Genomic DNA, 19,504 nt, shown 5'->3' with positions numbered 1-19,504 from the left:
CCCCCTCTAGAGTCAGGAGCACCGTCCCGTGTCTGTCTCGTCCAGTCCCCCGCTGCGGCGACTGTTGGCCGGCGCCGCCGCGTCAGCGTTGACCGCGCTGGTCGCGGTGACCGCCTCGGCGTCCCCCGCGCTCGCGGCCACCACCACCCTCTACGCGTCGCCCAGCGGCTCCGGCACCAGTTGCTCGGCCAGCCAACCGTGTTCACTGTCCGCCGCGCAGACCGCCGTGCGGGCCGCCAACACCACGATGTCCGGTGACATCGTGGTCGAGCTGGCCGACGGCGCGTACCGGCTGTCGGCGCCGATGCGGCTGACCGCGGCCGACTCCGGCAACAACGGCTACCAGGTGATCTGGCGTGCCGCCGCCGGCGCCCGTCCGTCGATCACCGGTGCCCGGGCGGTGACCGGCTGGTCGCTCGTCGACGCCGGGAAGAACATCTGGCGGGCCAACGTTCCCGCCGGGCTCGACTCCCGTCAGCTCTACGTCAACGGGGCCGTCGCCACCCGGGCGCGTACCGCCGTGAACCGCGCCGACTTCACCTTCACCACGTCCGGGATGCGGTTCACCAACAGCGCGCTCAACTACCTGAACAACCTCGGCAACCAGAGCCGCGTCGAGGTGGAGAGCGTCGGGTCGTTCACCGACCGGTACTCGCCGGTGCAGAGCATCAGCGGCAACTTCCTGACGATGCAGCAGCCGGCCTGGAACAACAACACCTTCGGCTTCGACACGCTGTCCCGTCCGCACCGCGCCGGCCCGTTCTACCTGGCCAACGCGTACGAGTTCCTGGACTCGGCGGGGGAGTGGTACCTCAACCCCAGCAGCGGCCAGCTCAACTACATCCCGCTCGCCGGACAGAACATGAGCTCGGTCAGCGTGGAGCTGCCGCAGCTGCAGTCCCTGGTGAACGTCGGCGGCACCTACGACGCGCCGGCGCACCACATCTCGTTCAGCGGGATCACGTTCACCGGCACCAGCTGGCTCGGCCCGAGCAGCAACAACGGCTTCGCCGACCAGCAGACCGGTGCGCACATCGTCGGCACCTGGGCCCGTCCGTCCGACGCGCTGACCTCCTGCCAGGAGGGCTGCTCGCTGTTCGAGGCCACCCGCCCGAGCTGGGCGCAGATGCCGGCCGCGGTGCAGGTCTCCGCCGCCAACACCATCAGCTTCAGCGACTCCCAGTTCGTCAACCTGGGGCAGACGGCGATCGGTATCGGTAACGACGCCAACGCCCACGCCAGCGGTGTCGGCCTGGGCGTCAACAACATCACCGTCACCCGCTCCGAGATCGCCCGCAACTCCGCCGGCGGCGTCGTGGTCGGCGGCGTGCGGGCCGACGCCCACCACCCCAGTGACCAGCGGATGGTCAACCGCAACGTCACGATCAGCAACAACAAGGTGCACGATCTCGGCCTGGAGTACCGGGGCGTGGTCTCGATCCTGACGACCTACGTGAACACCTCGCTGGTCTCGCACAACGAGGTCTACAACATGCCGTACACCGGCATGTCGATCGGCTACGGCTGGGGCGCCAACGACGCCGGCGGCAGCCAGCACTACGCCAACCGTGGCCTGTACAACTACCAGCCGCGCTACTCCACGGCGACCACCGCGGCCAACAACCAGGTCATCGGCAACTACGTGCACGACGTCATGCAGCAGATGACCGACGGCGGGTGCATCTACTCGCTGTCGGCGAACCCGGGCGGGTTGATCGCCGAGAACTACTGCCTGCGGACCAACGGATGGTTCGGGCTCTACTTCGACGAGGGCTCGCGCTACTACACCGCCCGGAACAACGTGTTCTCCTCCACCGGCACCTGGGCAACCGCCAACTACTACTACGCCGAGAACATGGGCAACTTCACTGTCACCAACAACTGGTCGACCAGCAGCGGCACGAACGTGACGAACGGTGACCGCGGCAACGTCGTCAACAACAACGTCACGGTCAGCAACGGCAACTGGCCGTCCGGCGCGCAGACGGTGATCAACAACGCCGGCGTGCAGAGCGGCGGCAGCACCAACCCGCAGAACGTGCAGCTCGTGGGCGCTCAGTCGGGTCGTTGCGCCGAGATCGGCAACTCCAGCACGACCAACGGCACGCAGGCCCAGATCTGGGACTGCATCAGCAACGCCGCCAACCAGCGGTGGACCCACACCGCGAGCCGGCAGCTCATGATCTACGGCACCAAGTGCCTGGACGCCTCCGGCCAGGGCACCGTCAACGGCACGAAGGTGGTGATCTGGGACTGCAACGGTGGTGTCAACCAGCAGTGGAACATCAACTCCAACGGCACCATCACGGGCGTGCAGTCGGGTCTCTGCCTCGACGCGAACGGCGCCGCGACGGCGAACGGCACGAAGTTGATCCTCTGGGCCTGCAGCGGTGGCACCAACCAGCGGTGGACGGTACGCAGCTGACGTAACGTCGGATGGCACCGGATCCGGGCTGGGGCGCTCTCGCCCCAGCCCGGTTCCGCTTGCGGTGGCCCGGCGGCTCACCACCGCAACAGCCCGTCCGTCCGGTGCGCGGTGTTACGGGGATACTTCGGGCAGGTTTCATTGATGCTCTTGACAGGCATTGTTAGCGATAACACGATGGGCTTCACGCCGCTCTCGCGTCTGGAGTCCACCTTGGCCGTGTCGATCCGCCTGCGAGCTTCCAGCCTCATCCGCAGCTTGCTGCCGGTCAGCCCGAGCGCCGTGCTCGACCGCCTCGCCGACGCGTTGACCCGACCCGACTCCACAGTCCACACCCGTCCGGCCGGCCGGCTGCGCACGCTCGCATCCATCGCCGTCCTCGTCGCAGCGGGCCTGGTGGTGGTCGCACCCGCCGCCGCGCAGGCCGCCGACCCGTGGTCGCCCCGCTCGTCGTACACCTCGACCGACACCGGCGCCGGCACCTACTCGGTGCCGCTGCTCAACGCCGACGTGCCGGACATCAGCGTCGAGCGGGTGCCCGCCGCCGAGAACGACGAGGGCCGCGACCTCTACTACATGATCAGCACCACGATGCACCTGAGCCCGGGTGCGCCGATCATGAAGTCGTACGACCTGGTCAACTGGGAGATCGTCAACTACGTCTTCGACCGGGCGAGCATCGGCGACTCGTTCTCGCTGCGCAACGGCCAGAACTCGTACGGCCAGGGCCAGTGGGCGTCGTCGCTGCGCTACCGCGACGGCATGTTCTACGCCGTCTTCAACACCAACAACCTCAACGGGGCGTACCTCTACCGCACCGACGACATCGAGAACGGCGCGTGGCAGCGCACCGCCCTCGGCCGTGGTCTGCACGACCCGTCGCTCTTCTTCGACGTCGACGGCACGCCGTACATCTTCTACGGCTCCGGCGGCACCAGCGCGGTACGCCTCAACGCCGACCTGACGGCCATCGCGCAGGACTACCCGAACATCTTCACCGCGAACAACTACGCCGGGCAGCCGTTCATCGGCGGGCTGTTCGAGGGCGCGCAGGTCTACCACATCGACGGCTGGTACTACGCCGTCATCATCACCTGGCCGTCCGGGCAGGGACGCCAGGTCGTGATGTTCCGGTCGAAGGACCTGCTCGGGCGCTACACCTCGGCCGGCGGAGTCAACACCTACGAGGCGCGTGGCGTGCTCAACTCCAACGGCTTCGCACAGGGCAGCCTGGTGCCGATCAGCCGCGCCGACGGCCGGACCGACTGGCACGGCATGTTCTTCCGCGACACGTTCCCGATCGGGCGGATCCCGGCGCTCATCCCCGCCACCTGGCAGGACGGATGGCCGACCTTCGGCACCAACGGGGTCGTGCCGGTCAACGGCCTGTTCGACAAGCCGATCCGGCTCAGCCCGGCCGAGGAGGTCTTCGAGCGGCAGAAGAGCATTGTCGCCTCGGACGACTTCGCCAACGACGCGCCGCACAGGGCGTACCAGGACGAGCAGTGGACGGTCCCCGCGCCGCTCGACCCGGCGGAGATCGCCCCCAACGGCTCACGACTGGACCTGGCGTGGGAGTGGAACCACGCACCGGACAACAGGTACTGGTCGCTCACCGACCGCGACGGCTGGCTGCGGTTGACCGCCGGCAAGGTGGTCACCGGCCAGTACGTCTACACGAAGCTGTCCAACCGGGCCGAGTTGGCGTGGTTCGAGGAAGCCCGCAACACCCTCTCGCAACGTACGTTCGGGCCACGGCAGTCGGTGCAGACGCGGATGGACATCTCCGCGCTGAAGAACGGTGACGTCGCCGGCCTGGCCGCCTACAACCGCGGATTCTCGTACGTGGCGGTCAAGCGCGTCGATGGCGTGAACACCCTCGGCGTCGTCAACCGGTCCCAGCCGTTCGCTGTCGACCTGGACCAGGCGACGGTGGAGAACTTCGTGGCGGGCAGCACCGTGGCGTTGGGAGACGCGACCGAGGTGCACGTGAAGGCGGACCTCGACTTCGCCTCGCCGGTCGGCCAGTTGTGGACGACGTTCTACTACAGCCTGGACGGGTCGACGTGGACCCGGCTCGGCAACCGGGTCGGCCCGCAGACGCTGGACGGCAGCCTCGCCCACTTCATGGGTCACCGGGTCGGGCTGTTCACCTACGCGACGCAGGAGACCGGCGGGCACGTCGACTTCGACAACTACCTGCTCAGCGACACGCTGACCGCGCAGGCCCGACCGCTGGACACCGTCGCCCTCGACGCGGCGATCGCCCACGCGCACACGCTCGACGCGCGTCACTACCCGCCCGACGCCTGGGCCGCGACGCAGTCCGCACTCGCGGCGGCGACGTCGGCGCGGGCCGGACAGCTCGGCACCCAGAACCAGATCGACGCCCCGGAGCGCGCGCTCAGCTACCAACTGGCCCGGCTGGGCGTGCTCGCGGCACTGCCGGTCACGGCCAGCGCCGAGGTGCGGTGTCTGGCTGGCAGGGCGTACGTGGCGGTGCGGGCGCGCAACGACTCGGACGCACCGGTCGGGATCACCCTGGAGACCCCGTACGGGAACCGGTCGTTCGCGGCCGTGGCGCCGGGGGCCAACGTCTACCAGTCGTTCCCCACGCGCGCGGCGGCGGTGCCGGCCGGTTCGGTGACGGTCCGGGCCACCGGGGCGGTCGCGGGCCGGGACGTCACCACCGTGCACTCCGCTCAGCACCCCGCCACCGCCTGCGGCGAATAACCCCACCACGAGCCTCAGGCTCACCGACCAGCACCCACCGGCGACCGGCCGTGTGGCGCGGAACAGCGACCTGTCCCGCGCCGCCGGCCGAGGTCGAGCCGGTGGCGGCGGTCGACCCCTGATGTCCGGACCACCTACCACCACCGATCCCCCGCACACCGATGACCGCACGTCAGAGATGAAGGAGGATGTCTCGTGGAACAACGAATGCGACGCGCGACCCGAGGACGGGTCGCCGCGATCGCGACGGTCGGCCTGATGCTGGCCGCAGGGTTCGCCACCGGGGCGGCGCCGGTCCAGGCCGCCGACACGAATCTCATCGTCAACGGCGGGTTCGAGGACGGCCTGACCAACTGGTTCGTCAACAACGGAAACGCCAGCGACGGCGCGCAGTTGTCGGCCACCGCGGATGCCTACGCCGGTGCGAACGCCGCGCTCGTGACCGGCCGGGCGACGACCGGATCCGGGCCGATGCAGGACCTCAGCGGCAAGGTGCAGGCCGGCCAGGCCTACACCCTGACGGCCCGCATCAAGTACGAGAACGCGAGCGGACCGGCCACCAAGCAGTTCTTCGCCACCATGCACTACGGCGGTGGCACCTACACCAACCTCGTCAGCGTGACGGCGACGAAGGGTCAGTGGGCGCAGTTCAACGGGACGTTCACGATCCCGGCGACGCAGACCGTGTCGACGGCGCGGCTGTTCTTCGAGACCCCCTGGACGGCCACCCCGGCCACCGACCCGGACCTGCACCTCATGGACTTCACGCTCGACGACGTGTCGGTGGTCGGCGCCGCACCGCCCGCGCCGGCATCGAAGACGATCGAGGTCGTCGGGAAGCTGCCCGGGGAGCACAACCCGTTGATCGGGCACAAGTTCGGCGCCGACGGCTTCGGCCTCGTGCACGACGGCCGGGTGTACATGTACATGACGAACGACACCCAGGGCTACGCCCCGAACCCGACCACGGGCGTCTCGCCGGGGATCAACTACGGCGACATCAACCAGATCACGGTGATCTCCTCGGCGGACCTGGTGAACTGGACCGACCACGGTGAGATCCAGGTCGCCGGCCCGAACGGGGTGGCCCCGTTCACCGCCAACTCGTGGGCTCCGGGCATCACCAAGAAGGTGGTGAACGGCGTGGAGAAGTTCTTCCTCTACTACGCCAACGGCGGTGGCTCCAGCAACGTGATCACGGGTGCCTCGCCACTCGGCCCGTGGACCAGCGAGCGCACGAGCACGCTGATCGACGGTCGCACCCCCGGTGCCGAGAACGTCGCGTGGAAGTTCGACCCGGCCCCGTTCGTGGACGACGACGGCCAGCCGTACCTCTACTTCGGTGGTGGCCCCGCGTCGACGAGCATGCCGCCGGCCGAGCGCTTCAACAACCCGAAGAACATCCGGGCGATCGAACTCGACGACACGATGGTCGCGACCCAGGGAACGGCCGCCGTGGTCGACGCCCCGGTCGCGTTCGAGGCGGGTCACGTCTTCAAGCGCGACGGCAAGTACTACTTCTCGTACTCGTCGCACTTCGGCGGGAACGACTTCGGTGGTAGCCAGCAGCCGCTGCCCGGCTACCCCGGTGGCGGCCAGATCGGCTACATGATCTCCGACAACCCGATGTCGTGGCCGAAGGAGACCTACGCCGGTGTGCTCTTCCCGAACCAGTCGCAGTTCTTCGGCAGCGGCACCGGCGGCAACAACCACCAGTCGGTGTTCGAGTTCGAGGGCAAGCACTACTTCACCTACCACGCGCCGACGTTGAACAAGCGCATCAACGGCAACACGACCCAGGGGTACCGCAGCCCGCACATCCAGGAGTTGGCCTTCAACCCGGACGGCACGATCCAGCAGGTCGTCGGCACCTACGCCGGGGTGAACCAGGTCCGCGACTTCGACCCGTACCGCGTCTTCGAGGCCGAGACCTTCGGCTGGAGCAAGGGTGTCGCGACCACAAAGGTCGACGGCAGCTCCGCCCAGTTCGGCGGCGCGGCACCGAACCTGGTGGTCCGCGACATCGACAACGGCGACTGGACCGCGCTGTCGTCGGTGGACTTCGGCCACAACGGCGCGCAGAGCGTGACGGCGAAGGTGCGGGCGCTCGCCGCCGGCGGGCAGATCCAGGTCCGCCTGGACACCGCCACCGGTCCCGTTGTCGGCACGGTCGCGGTCGACACGCCGGTCGGCCAGTGGGCCGAGGTGACCGCGCAGCTTGCCGGCGTCAGCGGCGTGCACGACGTCTACTTCACCTACACCGGCCCGGCGGGCGTCGACCTCTTCGAGATCGACACCTGGGCCTTCCAGGCGGCCACGCTCGAACTGCCCGTCACGGCCACCGCGTCGGCGCGGTGCGTGGGCGGCAAGGTCCACGTGGCCGTGCAGGCCCGCAACGACCATGACGCGCCGGTGACGATCGCTCTGGAGACCCCGTACGGCGAGCGCTCGTTCGCGGCCGTCGCGCCGGGTGCGAACGCGTACCAGTCGTTCAGCACGCGTGCCGTCTCGGTGCCCGCGGGTTCGGCGACGGTCCGGGTGACCGGGGCGGTGGGTGGACAGGACGTGACGACGGTCCGCACCGTGCAACATCCCGCTGGCACCTGCGGCGGATAACCCTTGATGGCTGAGAACGGAGACCACATGAACACAGACAAACGGCGGCAGTTGCTCGCGGCCGGTGCCGTCGGCGCGGTGCTGGTCGGGGCCGCGGTGCTGCCGTCGCCCGCCCTGGCCGAGCCGGACGACGACGCCAGCGTGCGGGTCACTGTCGACATCGACGAGATCAGGGAGCCGGGTGTCCTCGCCCTGTCCGTCGCCGGTGACGCCGTCGCGCTCTCCGAGGACGGCTCGACCCTGCTGGTGCGCCAGTTCGTCGGTACGCTGCCGACGGTGACGGTCACCGACACCCGCGTCGCCGACGAGGTTCCCGACGGTGCCAGCTGGGCGGTGCTCGGCAGCGCGACCGACTTCGCGGGCAACTCCGGCCAGGCGCCGATCACCGCCGACCACCTCGGCTGGAAGCCCCGGCTGCTCGACGGCGGGGAGACCGGCCTGGTCACCGAGGGCGAGGAGGTGGTGACCGCGCTGGACGAGGCGACTCAGCCGGGCAACAACGTCGGCCTCGTCGACCAGGAACTGCTGGTCTCGGCCTTCGACTCCGAGGCCGTGGCCAACGACTCGTACTCCGTCAACGCCGACCTGTACCTGCGTACCCCGGCGGAGGTCGCCGCCGGCGCCTACAGCTCGACGCTCACGCTCTCCCTGTTCGAGTAGTGCTGTGGCGGGGGTCCGGACCGGGCCCCCGCCACACCCCCTGCCGAAGGGCTCATCGTCATGACCGTTCCCCCGCTGCGCCGGGTGCTCACCGTTCTCGCCGTCGTGACCCTCGCGGTGACGGCCGCGCCGGCCGTGGCGGTGGCGGAGCCAGACCCGAAGGCGCTGACCTGGACGGTCCAGCCGGCCACCCCGAGCGGCCCCGACCAACGCCGGTGGATCAATGCCAGCCTCGACCCGGGGCAGGTCGTGACCGAGCATCTGGCGGTCCGCAACTTCAGCAAGAACGCGGTCGCCTTCTCGCTGAAGGCCGCCGACGGCTACCTCACCGACAAGGGTCGCTTCAACATGCTCTCGTCCGACCGCCCCTCGGTCGACGGTGGCACCTGGATCGACGTGCAGGAGAAGGTCACCGTCGGCCCCGGCGAGACGAGGGTGGTGCCGTTCACGATCACGGTGCCCAAGGGTGCCGCGCCGGGGGATCACCCGGCCGGCATCGCGGCGACCGTCACCAGCACCGGTGGCACGGTCAACGTCGAGAGCCGAGTGGGTTTCCGGGTCATGGTCCGGGTCAACGGGACCGTCCAGGCGACCCTGCCCGTTCAGGGCCTCATCGCGAGGTACACGCCGTCGTGGAATCCCTTCGCCGGTGGCACGCTTCGGGTCCGCTACACCGTCGGCAACGACGGCAACGTCTGGGTCAGCGGGACGAGCCGGGTGGCGGTGTCCGATCTCTTCGGCCGGACCAGCCACGACGCCACAGGCGCGGTCGAGGAGCTGCTTCCGGGCGGCAGCCGGGAGATGGCGACCCGCGCCGACGGCGTCTGGGCGCTGGGACGTCTCCGCACGACAGTCACCACGTCACCGACCCTGCTCGGCGACGGGCAGGCCGCCGGTGCCGACCTCCGACCGGTCTCGGCCACCGTCACCACCTGGGTCGTCCCGTGGGCGCAGCTCGCGCTGTTGGGCCTCCTCGCCGCACTGCTCGTCGGTCTGCGGGCGGCGGTCCGTCACCGCCGACGTCGGCTGGCGGGGCTGCTCGCCCGCGCCCGCCAGGAGGGTCGGCAGGAGGGTCAGGAGTCGGTGCTCGTCGGAGGCGGTCCCGCCGACGGTGTGCCCGACGCGGGCGACGCCCGCCCGTAACCCGCCACCGGACCGCCCGCCCGCGAGCGCCGTCAGGCGGCCGGCGGCGTGTCCATGAGGGAGCCTGCGCCGCGTACCTCGGCGGTTGGTCAGCGCTGCTTGGTCTCCCAGAAGATTTTCGAGATCTCCTCGGTCTTCCCGAGCAGCACGCGCGGTGGCCGCCGGACCGATGCTCACCGCTGGTTTCTGATGAGAGCCAGGAGGGCACCGTGCGTCCGCTCGTCGGCGGCGACGACAAGACCGTTCCCATCCGGATGAACCGGCCTGCCGTCGATCCCGGTGACCACACAACCTGCCGCCTGACCGAGGGCGATTCCGGCCGCGAAGTGGACGCTGTCGCACAGGTGCTCGCCATCCGTCACGTAGCCGGCGCGACGACCGGCAGCCACCCAGGCAACGGCCAGCGTGGTGGAGACGACGCGGGGGCGGAACTGTTCGATGAACCCCTCGTCGCCGAGCATCCGGGCGGCGAGGAAGACGTGCCGGTTGGGAAACGGCGGGTCGAGATTGACGTCGACAAGGCGGGACTCCGCCGACGGGGTGAGTGGCTCGTCGACGCCACCGCGGCGGGTATACGCGGCGATGCCGTCGGTCCAGAACACCTCGTTGGTGAACGGGTCCGCCGAGGCGGCCACACGGACCCGTGCCCCTGCCCGCAGCGCGACGTTGACCGAGGTCAGCATGGTCCGCACGGCATAGTTCAGCGTTCCGCACAACGGGTCGACCAACCACGTGCGCCCGTTCTCGCCGGTGCCGGTGCGCCCGCTCTCCTCCGCCAGCACGCCGTCGTGCGGACGTCCGGCGCGCAGGACGTCGAGGATGGCCCTCTCGGCCTCGACGTCCGCGGTGGTGGCGAAGTCGTCCGCGGTCTTCAGGAAACGGGCCAGCGATGATCCGTACTGCGAGCGGACGACCGCGGCTCCGGCTTCCGCCGCCGCGATCGCCAGCGCGTGATCGGTGATCGACATACCCGAACCATAGGTGGGCGACGGTCAGGACACCGCCGCCCGCACCAGCTCGCCGACCCTCTTCTCCACCGCGGGGCTCCACTTCTGCAGCGCGTACGCCACCGGCCACAGGTCGCCGTCGTCGAGGTTGGCCGCGTCCTGGAACCCCAGGGTCGAGTACCGGTAGTTGAACTTGCCGGAGTCCTGGAAGAAGACGACGATCTTTCCGGCGGCGTCCGCGTACGCGGGCATCCCGTACCAGGTCTTCGGCGACAGCTCGGGCGCGGCAGCGGTCACCGCCACGTGGACGCGCTCGGCGAGCGCACGATCATCCGGCTCCATCTGCGCGATCCGGTCGAGGAGCGCCTGTAGCCCGTCGGCCTTCTTGGCGCCCTTCTTGCCCTCGGCGCGCAACTCGGCGGCGCGCTCCTGCATCGCGGCCCGCTCCTCGGCGCTGAAACCGTCGGACCTGGTCGTGGTGGTCTTCGCGGACATGCGGGGGCTCCCTCTCCTCGTTCCGGGTTCGGCGTGCTGCCGGTGACCTGGGAAAAGGCTAGACCGGGTGACACCGGCCGGGCTTCTCGATTCCTGACCGGTCAGGCCGAGGCGCGGGCAGCGGCAATGGTCCGTCCACGCTCGGACTCCGGAAAGCGGTCGAGCATGGCACGAACCTCGTCGGCGCTCACGTTGGCGCCGAACAGCTCGCTGCCTGGTTCGAGTCGTACGCCCTCGGCCAGGGCGCCGGCGACCACCGGATCGAAGCCCAGCGCGTCCACCAGGGTCGCGACCGTGGCGAGGTCCGTGGCGTCGTCGCCGGCGATCGCGATGGCCTTGCGGTCCGGCGATCCGGTCGCCCGCGCCCCGTCCTCGAGATCGTGGTAGCCCATGTGGTTGAACGCCTTCACGACCCGGGACCCGGACAGGTAGGCCTGGACGATCTCGCTCGACGAGGTACGCGCGTCGGTGAGGTCGTCCCGGATGCCGTCGATCTCCCACCAGTAGTTCATCGCGTCGACGACGAGCTTTCCGCGCAGCGCCTCGGCGGGAACACTGCGGTACTTACCCAGCGGCAGGGCCAGGATCACGATGTCGGCGGCGGCCACCGCGTCGGCCGCCGTGGTGGCCGCCGCCCCCGGAGCGAGCACCTCGACGGTGAGGGCGATCTTCGCCGGATCGCCGGAGCCGGCGACCAGCACGCGGTAGCCGGCGGCGACGGCGAGCCGGGCGAGCACCGTGCCCACCTTGCCGGCCCCGAGCACACCAAGGGTCTGGGGCCGGTCGTTGTCGAACATGTCGTCCTCTCGGTTCATGTGGTGATCAGGCCAGCAGCTCGCGGACCATGGGGATCACCCGGGAGCCGTACAGTTCCACGGCGCGCATCCGGGCGCTGACCGGTTGCGCTCCAGCGGAGTAGATGAGGTCGAACCGGCCGACTCCGAGGCTGCGGATCGCGCGCGCCATCCGACGGGCCACCGTCTCGGGTGAGCCGATGTAGAGCGAGCCGTTCTCCACCTCGGAGTCGAACTCCTGGCGGCGGATCGGTGGCCAGCCCCGCAGTTTGCCGATCCGGTCTCGCATGATCCGGTAGTGCGGCCAGTAGATTTCCTTCGCTTCCTCGTCGGTGTCGGCGATGAAGCCGGGCGAGTGCATGCCGACCGGGTGTGCGGTCGTACCGAGTTGCTCGGCCGCCCTGCGGTAGAGGTCCAGGTACGGCGCGAAACGCTCGGGGGCGCCGCCGATGATGGCGAGCATGAGTGGGAGCCCGTACTGGGCGGTGCGGACGACCGACTGCGGTGAGCCACCCACGCCGACCCAGGTGCTCAGGTGTCCCGACTCGGTCTTGGGAAAGACGTCGGCGTTCTCCAACGGGGCACGCAGGGTGCCGCTCCAGGTGACCGGCTTCTCGTCCAGCAACTTGACGAACAGCTCGATCTTTTCCTCGAACAGCGTGTCGTAGTCGCGCAGGTCGTAGCCGAACAGGGGGAACGACTCGGTGAACGAGCCGCGACCGAGGATGACCTCGGCCCGGCCGTGCGACAGCGCGTCCACCGTGGCGAACCGCTGGAACACCCGGACCGGGTCGTCCGAGCTCAGCACGGTCACCCCGGAGGCCAACCGGATCCGGGACGTACGGGTGGCGATGCCCGCCAGCACCGTCTCCGGCGTCGACACCGAGTACTCCGGCCGGTGGTGCTCGCCCAGCGCGATGACGTCGACGCCGAGCTGGTCGGCGAGCACCGCCTCGTCGACCACCTGACGGATCGCCGCGGCGTGGGAGACGAGCTTGCCGGAGTCGTCCTCCGGTACGTCGCCGAACGTGTCGAGGCCGAACAAGAGGTCAGACATGGGTGGGCTCCTTCGCCAGCAGCTCCCGGACCCGCGGCGCGACCTCACTGCCCAGCAGTTGGATGGTGCGCGCGCGTGCCTCGCGGGGCAGGTGCATGATGTCGTACTTCAGGTCGAAGCGGTTCAGTCGCAGGTCGCGGGCGACCGTGGCGATCTTCTGCGCCACCGTCTCGGGTGATCCGACGAAGAGCGCTCCGTGGTCGATTTCGGCCTCGTAGCGTGCGCGGTCCGGTTTGTAGAAGCCGCGTTCCGCGGCGAGCGCCGCCGCGACCGGCTGCCAGTATCGCCACCACGTCTCCACCGCCTCCTCGTCGGTGTCTGCGACAAGGCCGAGTGAGTGCTGCCCGATTGGCTGCGGGGTATGCCCGAACTGGTCGAGCGCTTTGGTGTAGAGGTCGACGTGGCCGGCGAACCGTTGGGGTCGTCCACCGATGATCGCCATCATGAGCGGGAGACCGTGCCGGGCGGCGCGGACCACCGAGTTCGGGCTGCCCCCGACACCGATCCACGTCGGGATCCCACCGGGCCGCATCCGTGGGTGCAGACGCTGTTCGGTCAGGGCGCTTCGCACGGTTCCGGACCAGGTGACCGTTTCGTCGCGCCGGAGCCGCAGGAAGAGGTCGAGCTTCTCCTCGAACAACCGCTCGTAGTCGGCCAGGTCGTAGCCGAACAGCGGGAACGACTCGGTCGCCGACGCGCGTCCGAGGACCAACTGGGCGCGGCCGTTGGACACGGCGTCGAGGGTGGAGAACTCGTGGTAGAGGCGGACCGGGTCGTTCGTGCTCAGCACGGTCACCGAGGTGCCGAGGCGGATCCGCTCGGTCGCCGTCGCGGCCGCGGCGAGCAGCACGGGTGTCGCCGAGTCGTTGTGGCCCTCCCGGTAGTGCTCACCGAGGCTGAACACGTCGAGTCCGACCGACTCGGCGAGTCGTGCCTCGTCCACGAGGAGTCGTACGGTCTCGGCGTCGCTCAGCACCCGGTCGCCGTCGGTGGCCACCTCCCCGAACGAGTTGAGCCCCAGTTCGAATCCGGTAGCTGTCATGGTGTCCTCCTCGGTGCTTCCGCCGGCGACCCGCGGGAGCGGACCTACCGGTTGACGTGTCAATGATGCTAACTTGGCGATTGACACGTCAATTCCCGGGAGAATGAGATGACGGAGACCACACCTGCCCGGCGGGGAGGACGCCAACTGCCGACGGCCGAGGAACTGCGGATCTGGCGGAACTTCATCGAGACGACGGCGGCGCTGAGTGCCCGGCTGGAGTCCCGTCTCCAGGGCGACTCCTCCCTCTCCACCGGGGACTACGCCGTCCTGCTCGCTCTCAGCGAGGCGCCGGACCAGGCGATGCGCTCGTCCGCGCTCGCGGCGCACATCGGCTGGGAGCGCAGCCGGCTCTCCCACCACCTGGGGCGGATGGAGCGGCGTGGCCTCATCCGCCGCCAGGAGTGCCCGACCGTCCCCCGGGGGGCGGAGGTGCTGCTCACCGCGGCCGGAGCCGAGGCGTTCGGCACCGCGACATTTCCCCACCTGCGCGCCATCCGAGAGCTCTTCGTCGACGCCCTCACGCCCGAGCAGATCGTCGCGGCGGGCGAGATCGCGGCAGCGCTGCGAGCGCGCCTCGACGAACAGCACGAGGATTGAGGGCATCGAGCACCGCGGAGAGGAGTACGCATGCTCAGGGGCCTGCTGATCAGTGAGAGCCTGCGAACCGGAGCGGAGCTGACCGTACCGTTGCGGGTGGAGAAGATCTGGCGGGTCGACACCGCCAGCGCCACCGCCGCGCAGCCCGCCACCTGGACGTTGATCGAGTTCACCGCCCCGGACGCGGAGGTGGAGCGGCTCGCCGCCGCGCTCGCCGACTGTCTGTCACCGACGGGCGGCTGGTACGCCGATTTCCGGACCGACGCGGAAAGGTTCGTCGTCTTTGCCGGCAAGGCATTCCGGTATCCGCTGGGCGATCCGGCCGGCGAGGCTCACGCCAAGGCGTACGGCAGGTCGGTCGGCGTGCCCGAGCCCCAGCTCGACTGGGGGGACTGAGCCCGGGTGCCCGCCGGTTCGGGCGATCGTCCGTAGGCCAACGGAGGGCTAGGCTTCGGCGTATGTCAGGGGCGCGATGGCGTGACCGGACGGCGAACGTCGCCCTGGTGCTCGCCGTCGGTCTGGTCGCCCTCGTCGGCCTGGTGGTGCAGTCGCGCGGCATCGACACCACCGCCGAGTGGACGGCGCTGCTGGTGGTGCTCGCCTCCTCCGCCGCGCTGTCCGTCCGCCGCCGCCATCCGGTGCCGGTGGGTGTGGTGGCGTTGGTCGCCGTCGGCGCGTACGGGGCGTTGCTGCACAAGCCCGGCCCGATCATGTTGGTCTTCGTCGTGGCGCTCTACACGGTTGTCGACGAGGGACATCTCTGGATCGCCATCGGTCTCGGTCTCGCCTCGGTGATCGCCTTCGCCGCCGCGGACAGCGACAACCGATCCCCGGACACCATGAACGGGGCAACGCTGCTGCACGCCGGTTGGCTCGTCGCGGTCATCGTCGGCGTGACCCGCAACCGCCGCGCCTACCTCGCCGAGGCGCAGGCCCACGCGATCGTCGTCGAGCAGCGGATGGAGGAGGAGGCCCGGCGGCGGGCCACCGAGGAGCGGCTGCGCATCGCCCGCGAGGTGCACGATGTCCTCGGCCACCACCTCTCGCTGATCAATGTGCAGGCCAGTGCGGCGTTGCACCGGCCGGACCCGGTCCGCTCCGAGCAGGCGCTCACCGCGATCAAACAGACGAGCAAGGAGACGTTGCGGGAGCTGCGGACGACGCTCGGCGTGCTGCGGCGCGAGGGCGAGGCGCCGACCGTGCCCAGCGCCGGCCTCGGTCGCCTCGACGATCTGGTCCGGACGGCCGGACGGCCCGAACTGACGATCAGCACCGAACTCGCCGAGACCAGGTCGTTGCCCCCGGAGGTCGACCTGGCGGTGTACCGGATCGTCCAGGAGGCACTCACCAACGTGGCCCGGCACGCGGACGCCACCGCCGCGGTGGTCCGGGTGCGGGCCGACCGCGACGACGTGCTGGTGGAGGTGGAGGACGACGGCACCACCACACCCGGCGCGCCGGGCAGCGGGATCATCGGCATGCGCGAGCGAGTGAGCGCGCTCGGCGGTTCACTGACCACGGGTACGCGCCCGGACGGTGGCTTCCGGGTCCGCGCCCGCCTGCCGCTGCGACCCGGCTCGACGACGGTGGGGGAGTCGGCGTGATCCGACTGTTGCTCGCCGACGACCAGACCCTGGTCCGCGCCGGCTTCCGCTCCATCCTGGACGGTGAGGATGGCATCGAGGTGGTCGGCGAGGCCGCCGATGGCGCCGAGGCGGTGCGCCTCACCGCGCAGCTGCGTCCGGAGGTCGTCCTCATGGACATCCGGATGCCCGTACTGGACGGCCTCGCCGCGACCCGACAGATCATCGCGACCTGCGCGGCCCGGGTGATCATCCTGACCACGTTCGACCTGGACGACTACGTCTACGGGGCGCTCCGGGCCGGCGCGAGCGGCTTCCTGGTCAAGGACACCGAGCCGGCGGAGCTGATCCACGGGGTGCGGGTGGTCGCCCGTGGCGACGCGCTGATCGCGCCGTCGATCACCCGTCGGTTGATCGCCGAGTTCAGTGCACGGGCCACGCATCCGGACCCCGGGCCGCGACTGAGTGTGCTCACCACCCGCGAGCGCGAGGTGCTCGCACTTGTCGCCGCGGGCCTGTCGAACGACGAGATCGCCGCGCGGTTGGTGCTGAGCCCGGCCACCGCCAAGACCCATGTCAGCCGGATCATGACCAAGACGCAGGTCCGGGACCGTGCCCAACTGGTGATCCTCGCCTACGAGTCCGGCCTGACCGTTCCCGGTTGGCTCACCCGCTCCTGACCGTGGTCAGGCGGCCAGCCGGGCGCTCCGGGCCAGGGCCAGTCCACCGAGGACGACGCCGACCAGTCCGATCGCCAGGGCCACGAACGCGCCGCCGCGCCCGTTACCCGTACCGATGCCGCTGTCGGAGGTGGCGACCACCACCCCGCCGAGCACCATGCCGGCCAGCCCCGAGGTCAGGGCCAGGACGGCTCCGAGTCGCGCCGAGCTGGAGCCGACGCGGCGGGCGGGGCGAGCCAGGGCCAGCCCGCCGACGACGACGCCGACCAGCCCCAGCAGGACGCCGACGCTCGCACCGGCTCGCCCGGAGCTCATGGCGAGAGCGGTGGCGGCGGCCGGCTGGGCCGAGGCGTGAACGGCCAGCTCGATCCCGGCGGGCGGGGCGGCCACGGCGGCGACGAGCAGGTGACGAACGGACATCAGGGGTTTCCCTTCGACGGTGTGACAGCTACCGGTGGCAGCGTAGGTAGCGCAGCGTGCACCAGTCGTCAGGCCGGAGTTGCCAACAGACCCACAACCCGGGGGGTACGCGTCCGCGGCGGCATACCGCCGCAGTCGTCTCCCGGGGTCTCCGACGTACCACCGCCACCACCGCTCTGTCGGCAACCGGACAGGTGCCCGATCGACGAACGGCACCCGTAACCCGCGTGCGGAGAGCGGCAAAGATGGCTCTGACCTGCGGATCTGTCGGATCCCGGCAGTGGCCTTCCGGCCCCGCGGGTGGTACGACTGGTGCGTCGTCCGGCCAGACGGTGCGGCGGCAGGAGGAGGTCTTGCCTTGCGTATCGCACCTAGCACGTCCCCGCAGCGACCCCGGTCCTTGTCACGGGCCGTGGACGGGCTCGATGCCGTGTCACCGCCGGCGATGACACCGTGGTGACGAGCCCGGAGGCCAGCGAGGAGAAGGAGGCCGCCTACAACCGCGGTGTCGACGCGGGTCGGATCGAGCAGCGTCTACAGGGGCACGACGAGCACCTGCGGCACATCAACGGCTCGATCGACTCGATGACCCGGGCGTTGCAGAGTCTCACCGAGGAGCTTCGGGCCAACGTCGCCCTGTTCAGCGCCAGCGCGATCGCGACTCACCGGGACACCAAGGAGCGGGACAGGATCGCGGAGGTCCGGGTGGAGGAGGCGGGCATCGTCGAGTCCCAGCGGACGGTCCGGTGGACGGCCTGGCAACGCGGGTTCGCCGTCATCGGCGCGATCATCCTGATGGTCAACTTCGGCCTCGGCCTGTACGTGGCCTTCAACCGCTGACGCGACCCGCCGTGGCCAGCAGGAACGCCTGATCGTCCCGCTCGGTGCCGCGAGCCCGCCGCACCAGGCGGCACTCCTCCCGCAGGCCAGCGGCCTCGATCTCGGCGGCGACCTGGTCCACCGTGTAACGGTGTCGCTCCAGACGGATCTCGTGACCGAAGCGGCGGCGGTAGGGCCCGGACAGGTCACGCGTACCTTCACCGGCCTGGAAGCCGACGAGCAGGTGACCCGAGGGTCGGAGCACCCGGGCCGCTTCCGCGAAGACGCGTGCCTGCCCGGCAGGGGGCGTGTGGATGGTGGAGTACCAGAGCAGGACACCGGCGAACCGGTCGTCCGGGTAGGGGAGAGCGGTCAACGAGGCCACGGTGACCATCAGGCCAGGGTGGTCCCGGCGTGCCCGGACGATCATGCCCGGCGACAGGTCGACCCCGTACACCAGGCACCCACGGTTGGTGAGGTACCTGCTCATTCGGCCCGGACCGCACCCGGCGTCGAGGACCCGGGTGTCACCGCCCGACGTCACCGCCGCGGCGAACGCGTCGACCATGGCGAGGTCGAGTGGGGACTCGGCGCGGGTGTCCGGCAGAAAGGTGGCGTAGTCCTCGGCGACGATGTCGTAGGCCCGTCGCACGCCGTGCAGGTCGAGCGGATCGGCGGGTGCGGAGCCCATGGTGGGGCTACCGCTGCCAGGTGTCGATGGTCCGGACAGCGTCGCGGACGACCCGGTCCAGAATGGTGGGATTGCCGCTGGAACCCTCCCACCCCTGGTCGTTGAACACCGTCACCACCGTGTCGACGCGGGCCACCGCGATCTGGCTGGTCTCGGTGCCGCCGGTGTGTTCTCCGTTGAGGCTGGTCGCGGGCCAGGTCAGGTTCAGCAGCAGCGCTTCGTCACCGACGCCGGGCAGAGCCTCACTCTTGGCGGTCGCCCGGCTCCCGTCGTGTTGGAAGGAGGGACACGCCTCCAAGGCGGTGCGCAGACGCCCCATGTAGTCCGTGGCGCCGGTGCCGTCGAACGTGAAGATGGTCTGGTGGATCATCCCCTGGGGCGTGTTGCCGGCATTGTCGTCGGCCTTCTTGTAGGTGACTGTCATCGCGGCGCTCGCCGTCACCTGCCGGCCCCCGGTGCCGAACTCGTTTCCGCAGAGCTTCGGCAGAGCCTCCTCGACGGGCACCGTCCGGCGCGGAGACTTCCGCAGCTCGGTCGGCAGCTCGACGAACGCCGACGTCGGAATGGTCGTCGGGCCGCTGGCGCTCGACGAGGGCTGGCCCGTCGGATCCACGGCCGCCGCAGCGGAGGTCGGCGCCGCACCCGACGGGGTCGAGGCGGGCGGGTCTTCGGTGGTGGTGCAGGCCGTGGCGAGTGCGATGGTGCCCAGCAGCGGGATCAGCGCAAGCACGCGTCGCGTACGGGTCGGCGGTAGCGGTGTGTGTCGGCTCATGATCACCTTTCGTCGATGTCGGGGCAG

18 protein-coding genes are annotated in these 19,504 nt (G+C 70.0%); 10 read left to right on the top strand and 8 right to left on the bottom strand.

All coding sequences use genetic code 11. The features are described 5' to 3' along the window. Positions 1-28: 28 nt before the first annotated feature. The 5 genes from AB0O48_RS12295 (at position 29) to AB0O48_RS12275 (ending at position 9,577) form a co-directional block, all read left to right on the top strand. Entirely contained in the window at positions 29-2,425 is a 2,397-nt protein-coding gene (locus AB0O48_RS12295; RefSeq protein WP_357254340.1) for an RICIN domain-containing protein, read from the top strand. Between the two features lie 177 nt (positions 2,426-2,602). Further along, positions 2,603-5,158 carry a family 43 glycosylhydrolase gene (locus AB0O48_RS12290; protein ID WP_365065087.1) on the top strand — a complete coding sequence of 852 codons (2,556 nt, stop codon included), beginning with the start codon at positions 2,603-2,605 and terminating at the stop codon, positions 5,156-5,158. Between the two features lie 195 nt (positions 5,159-5,353). Next, positions 5,354-7,774, top strand: a complete 2,421-nt coding sequence (locus AB0O48_RS12285; protein WP_365065084.1) for a family 43 glycosylhydrolase — start codon at positions 5,354-5,356, stop codon at positions 7,772-7,774. A 27-nt stretch (positions 7,775-7,801) separates the two neighbouring features. Continuing rightward, the gene (locus AB0O48_RS12280; RefSeq protein WP_357570037.1) at positions 7,802-8,434 is read left to right on the top strand and encodes a hypothetical protein; all 633 of its coding nucleotides are present in this window, start codon (positions 7,802-7,804) and stop codon (positions 8,432-8,434) included. A 60-nt stretch (positions 8,435-8,494) separates the two neighbouring features. Then, positions 8,495-9,577, top strand: coding sequence for a hypothetical protein (locus tag AB0O48_RS12275; RefSeq protein ID WP_365065080.1), 1,083 nt, complete (start codon positions 8,495-8,497; stop codon positions 9,575-9,577). Between the two features lie 173 nt (positions 9,578-9,750). On the opposite strand, the gene AB0O48_RS12270 is transcribed toward AB0O48_RS12275, so the two are convergent. The 5 genes from AB0O48_RS12270 to AB0O48_RS12250 form a co-directional block, all read right to left on the bottom strand. Continuing rightward, a complete protein-coding gene (locus tag AB0O48_RS12270; RefSeq protein ID WP_365065077.1) occupies positions 9,751-10,545 on the bottom strand; it encodes an inositol monophosphatase family protein in 795 nt (264 codons plus the stop codon). Positions 10,546-10,569: 24 nt separating this feature from the next. Then, entirely contained in the window at positions 10,570-11,019 is a 450-nt protein-coding gene (locus AB0O48_RS12265; protein ID WP_357570034.1) for a hypothetical protein, read from the bottom strand. 101 nt (positions 11,020-11,120) lie between these two features. Next, positions 11,121-11,834: an NAD(P)-binding domain-containing protein gene (locus AB0O48_RS12260; protein ID WP_365065074.1), complete on the bottom strand. Its 714-nt coding sequence runs from the start codon at positions 11,832-11,834 to the stop codon at positions 11,121-11,123. A 7-nt stretch (positions 11,835-11,841) separates the two neighbouring features. Then, complete coding sequence (locus AB0O48_RS12255) at positions 11,842-12,870, bottom strand: LLM class flavin-dependent oxidoreductase (RefSeq protein WP_357254324.1); 1,029 nt, start codon at positions 12,868-12,870, stop codon at positions 11,842-11,844. Next, the gene (locus tag AB0O48_RS12250) at positions 12,863-13,912 is read right to left on the bottom strand and encodes an LLM class flavin-dependent oxidoreductase (RefSeq protein WP_365065070.1); all 1,050 of its coding nucleotides are present in this window, start codon (positions 13,910-13,912) and stop codon (positions 12,863-12,865) included. Before AB0O48_RS12250 ends, AB0O48_RS12255 begins: the two co-directional genes overlap by 8 nt. A 108-nt stretch (positions 13,913-14,020) precedes the next feature. On the opposite strand from AB0O48_RS12250, the gene AB0O48_RS12245 reads away from it, so the two are divergent. The 4 genes from AB0O48_RS12245 (at position 14,021) to AB0O48_RS12230 (ending at position 16,775) form a co-directional block, all read left to right on the top strand. Next, the gene (locus tag AB0O48_RS12245; protein WP_365065067.1) at positions 14,021-14,512 is read left to right on the top strand and encodes a MarR family winged helix-turn-helix transcriptional regulator; all 492 of its coding nucleotides are present in this window, start codon (positions 14,021-14,023) and stop codon (positions 14,510-14,512) included. A 30-nt stretch (positions 14,513-14,542) separates the two neighbouring features. Beyond that, the gene (locus AB0O48_RS12240; protein ID WP_357254318.1) at positions 14,543-14,908 is read left to right on the top strand and encodes a hypothetical protein; all 366 of its coding nucleotides are present in this window, start codon (positions 14,543-14,545) and stop codon (positions 14,906-14,908) included. A 62-nt stretch (positions 14,909-14,970) separates the two neighbouring features. After that, positions 14,971-16,116 (top strand): sensor histidine kinase, encoded by a 1,146-nt coding sequence (locus AB0O48_RS12235; protein ID WP_357254316.1) that lies wholly within the window; start codon positions 14,971-14,973, stop codon positions 16,114-16,116. Continuing rightward, positions 16,113-16,775 (top strand): response regulator transcription factor, encoded by a 663-nt coding sequence (locus tag AB0O48_RS12230; protein ID WP_365065062.1) that lies wholly within the window; start codon positions 16,113-16,115, stop codon positions 16,773-16,775. Before AB0O48_RS12235 ends, AB0O48_RS12230 begins: the two co-directional genes overlap by 4 nt. Before the next feature lie 6 nt (positions 16,776-16,781). Here the strand turns inward: AB0O48_RS12230 and AB0O48_RS12225 are convergent, their stop codons facing one another. Then, a complete protein-coding gene (locus AB0O48_RS12225) occupies positions 16,782-17,195 on the bottom strand; it encodes a DUF6223 family protein (RefSeq protein ID WP_365065059.1) in 414 nt (137 codons plus the stop codon). A gap of 456 nt (positions 17,196-17,651) precedes the next feature. Here AB0O48_RS12225 and AB0O48_RS12220 point away from each other — a divergent pair, with 456 nt between their 5' ends. Further along, positions 17,652-18,035 carry a hypothetical protein gene (locus AB0O48_RS12220; RefSeq protein WP_365065056.1) on the top strand — a complete coding sequence of 128 codons (384 nt, stop codon included), beginning with the start codon at positions 17,652-17,654 and terminating at the stop codon, positions 18,033-18,035. Here the strand turns inward: AB0O48_RS12220 and AB0O48_RS12215 are convergent. Continuing rightward, a complete protein-coding gene (locus AB0O48_RS12215) occupies positions 18,025-18,705 on the bottom strand; it encodes a class I SAM-dependent methyltransferase (RefSeq protein WP_365065052.1) in 681 nt (226 codons plus the stop codon). The two genes, AB0O48_RS12220 and AB0O48_RS12215, sit on opposite strands and share 11 nt — an antisense overlap. Positions 18,706-18,712: 7 nt before the next feature. Beyond that, positions 18,713-19,477, bottom strand: a complete 765-nt coding sequence (locus AB0O48_RS12210; protein WP_365065049.1) for a hypothetical protein — start codon at positions 19,475-19,477, stop codon at positions 18,713-18,715. Positions 19,478-19,504 lie beyond the last annotated feature (27 nt).

It is taken from the genome of Micromonospora sp. NPDC085948 (genome assembly GCF_040686315.1).
Classification (GTDB): domain Bacteria; phylum Actinomycetota; class Actinomycetes; order Mycobacteriales; family Micromonosporaceae; genus Micromonospora.
Note: the sequence above shows the minus strand (reverse complement) of the source record. Positions and strands in the feature narration are given on the sequence as shown.

Excerpts from the sequence above, each read along its gene's own strand:
- AB0O48_RS12290 (WP_365065087.1), top strand. The coding sequence starts at position 2,603 with ATGGGCTTCACGCCGCTCTCGCGTCTGGAGTCCACCTTGGCCGTGTCG.
- AB0O48_RS12280 (WP_357570037.1), top strand. The coding sequence starts at position 7,802 with ATGAACACAGACAAACGGCGGCAGTTGCTCGCGGCCGGTGCCGTCGGC.
- AB0O48_RS12275 (WP_365065080.1), top strand. The coding sequence starts at position 8,495 with ATGACCGTTCCCCCGCTGCGCCGGGTGCTCACCGTTCTCGCCGTCGTG.
- AB0O48_RS12270 (WP_365065077.1), bottom strand. The coding sequence starts at position 10,545 with ATGTCGATCACCGATCACGCGCTGGCGATCGCGGCGGCGGAAGCCGGA.
- AB0O48_RS12265 (WP_357570034.1), bottom strand. The coding sequence starts at position 11,019 with ATGTCCGCGAAGACCACCACGACCAGGTCCGACGGTTTCAGCGCCGAG.
- AB0O48_RS12260 (WP_365065074.1), bottom strand. The coding sequence starts at position 11,834 with ATGAACCGAGAGGACGACATGTTCGACAACGACCGGCCCCAGACCCTT.
- AB0O48_RS12255 (WP_357254324.1), bottom strand. The coding sequence starts at position 12,870 with ATGTCTGACCTCTTGTTCGGCCTCGACACGTTCGGCGACGTACCGGAG.
- AB0O48_RS12250 (WP_365065070.1), bottom strand. The coding sequence starts at position 13,912 with ATGACAGCTACCGGATTCGAACTGGGGCTCAACTCGTTCGGGGAGGTG.
- AB0O48_RS12245 (WP_365065067.1), top strand. The coding sequence starts at position 14,021 with ATGACGGAGACCACACCTGCCCGGCGGGGAGGACGCCAACTGCCGACG.
- AB0O48_RS12240 (WP_357254318.1), top strand. The coding sequence starts at position 14,543 with ATGCTCAGGGGCCTGCTGATCAGTGAGAGCCTGCGAACCGGAGCGGAG.
- AB0O48_RS12235 (WP_357254316.1), top strand. The coding sequence starts at position 14,971 with ATGTCAGGGGCGCGATGGCGTGACCGGACGGCGAACGTCGCCCTGGTG.
- AB0O48_RS12225 (WP_365065059.1), bottom strand. The coding sequence starts at position 17,195 with ATGTCCGTTCGTCACCTGCTCGTCGCCGCCGTGGCCGCCCCGCCCGCC.
- AB0O48_RS12215 (WP_365065052.1), bottom strand. The coding sequence starts at position 18,705 with ATGGGCTCCGCACCCGCCGATCCGCTCGACCTGCACGGCGTGCGACGG.
- AB0O48_RS12210 (WP_365065049.1), bottom strand. The coding sequence starts at position 19,477 with ATGAGCCGACACACACCGCTACCGCCGACCCGTACGCGACGCGTGCTT.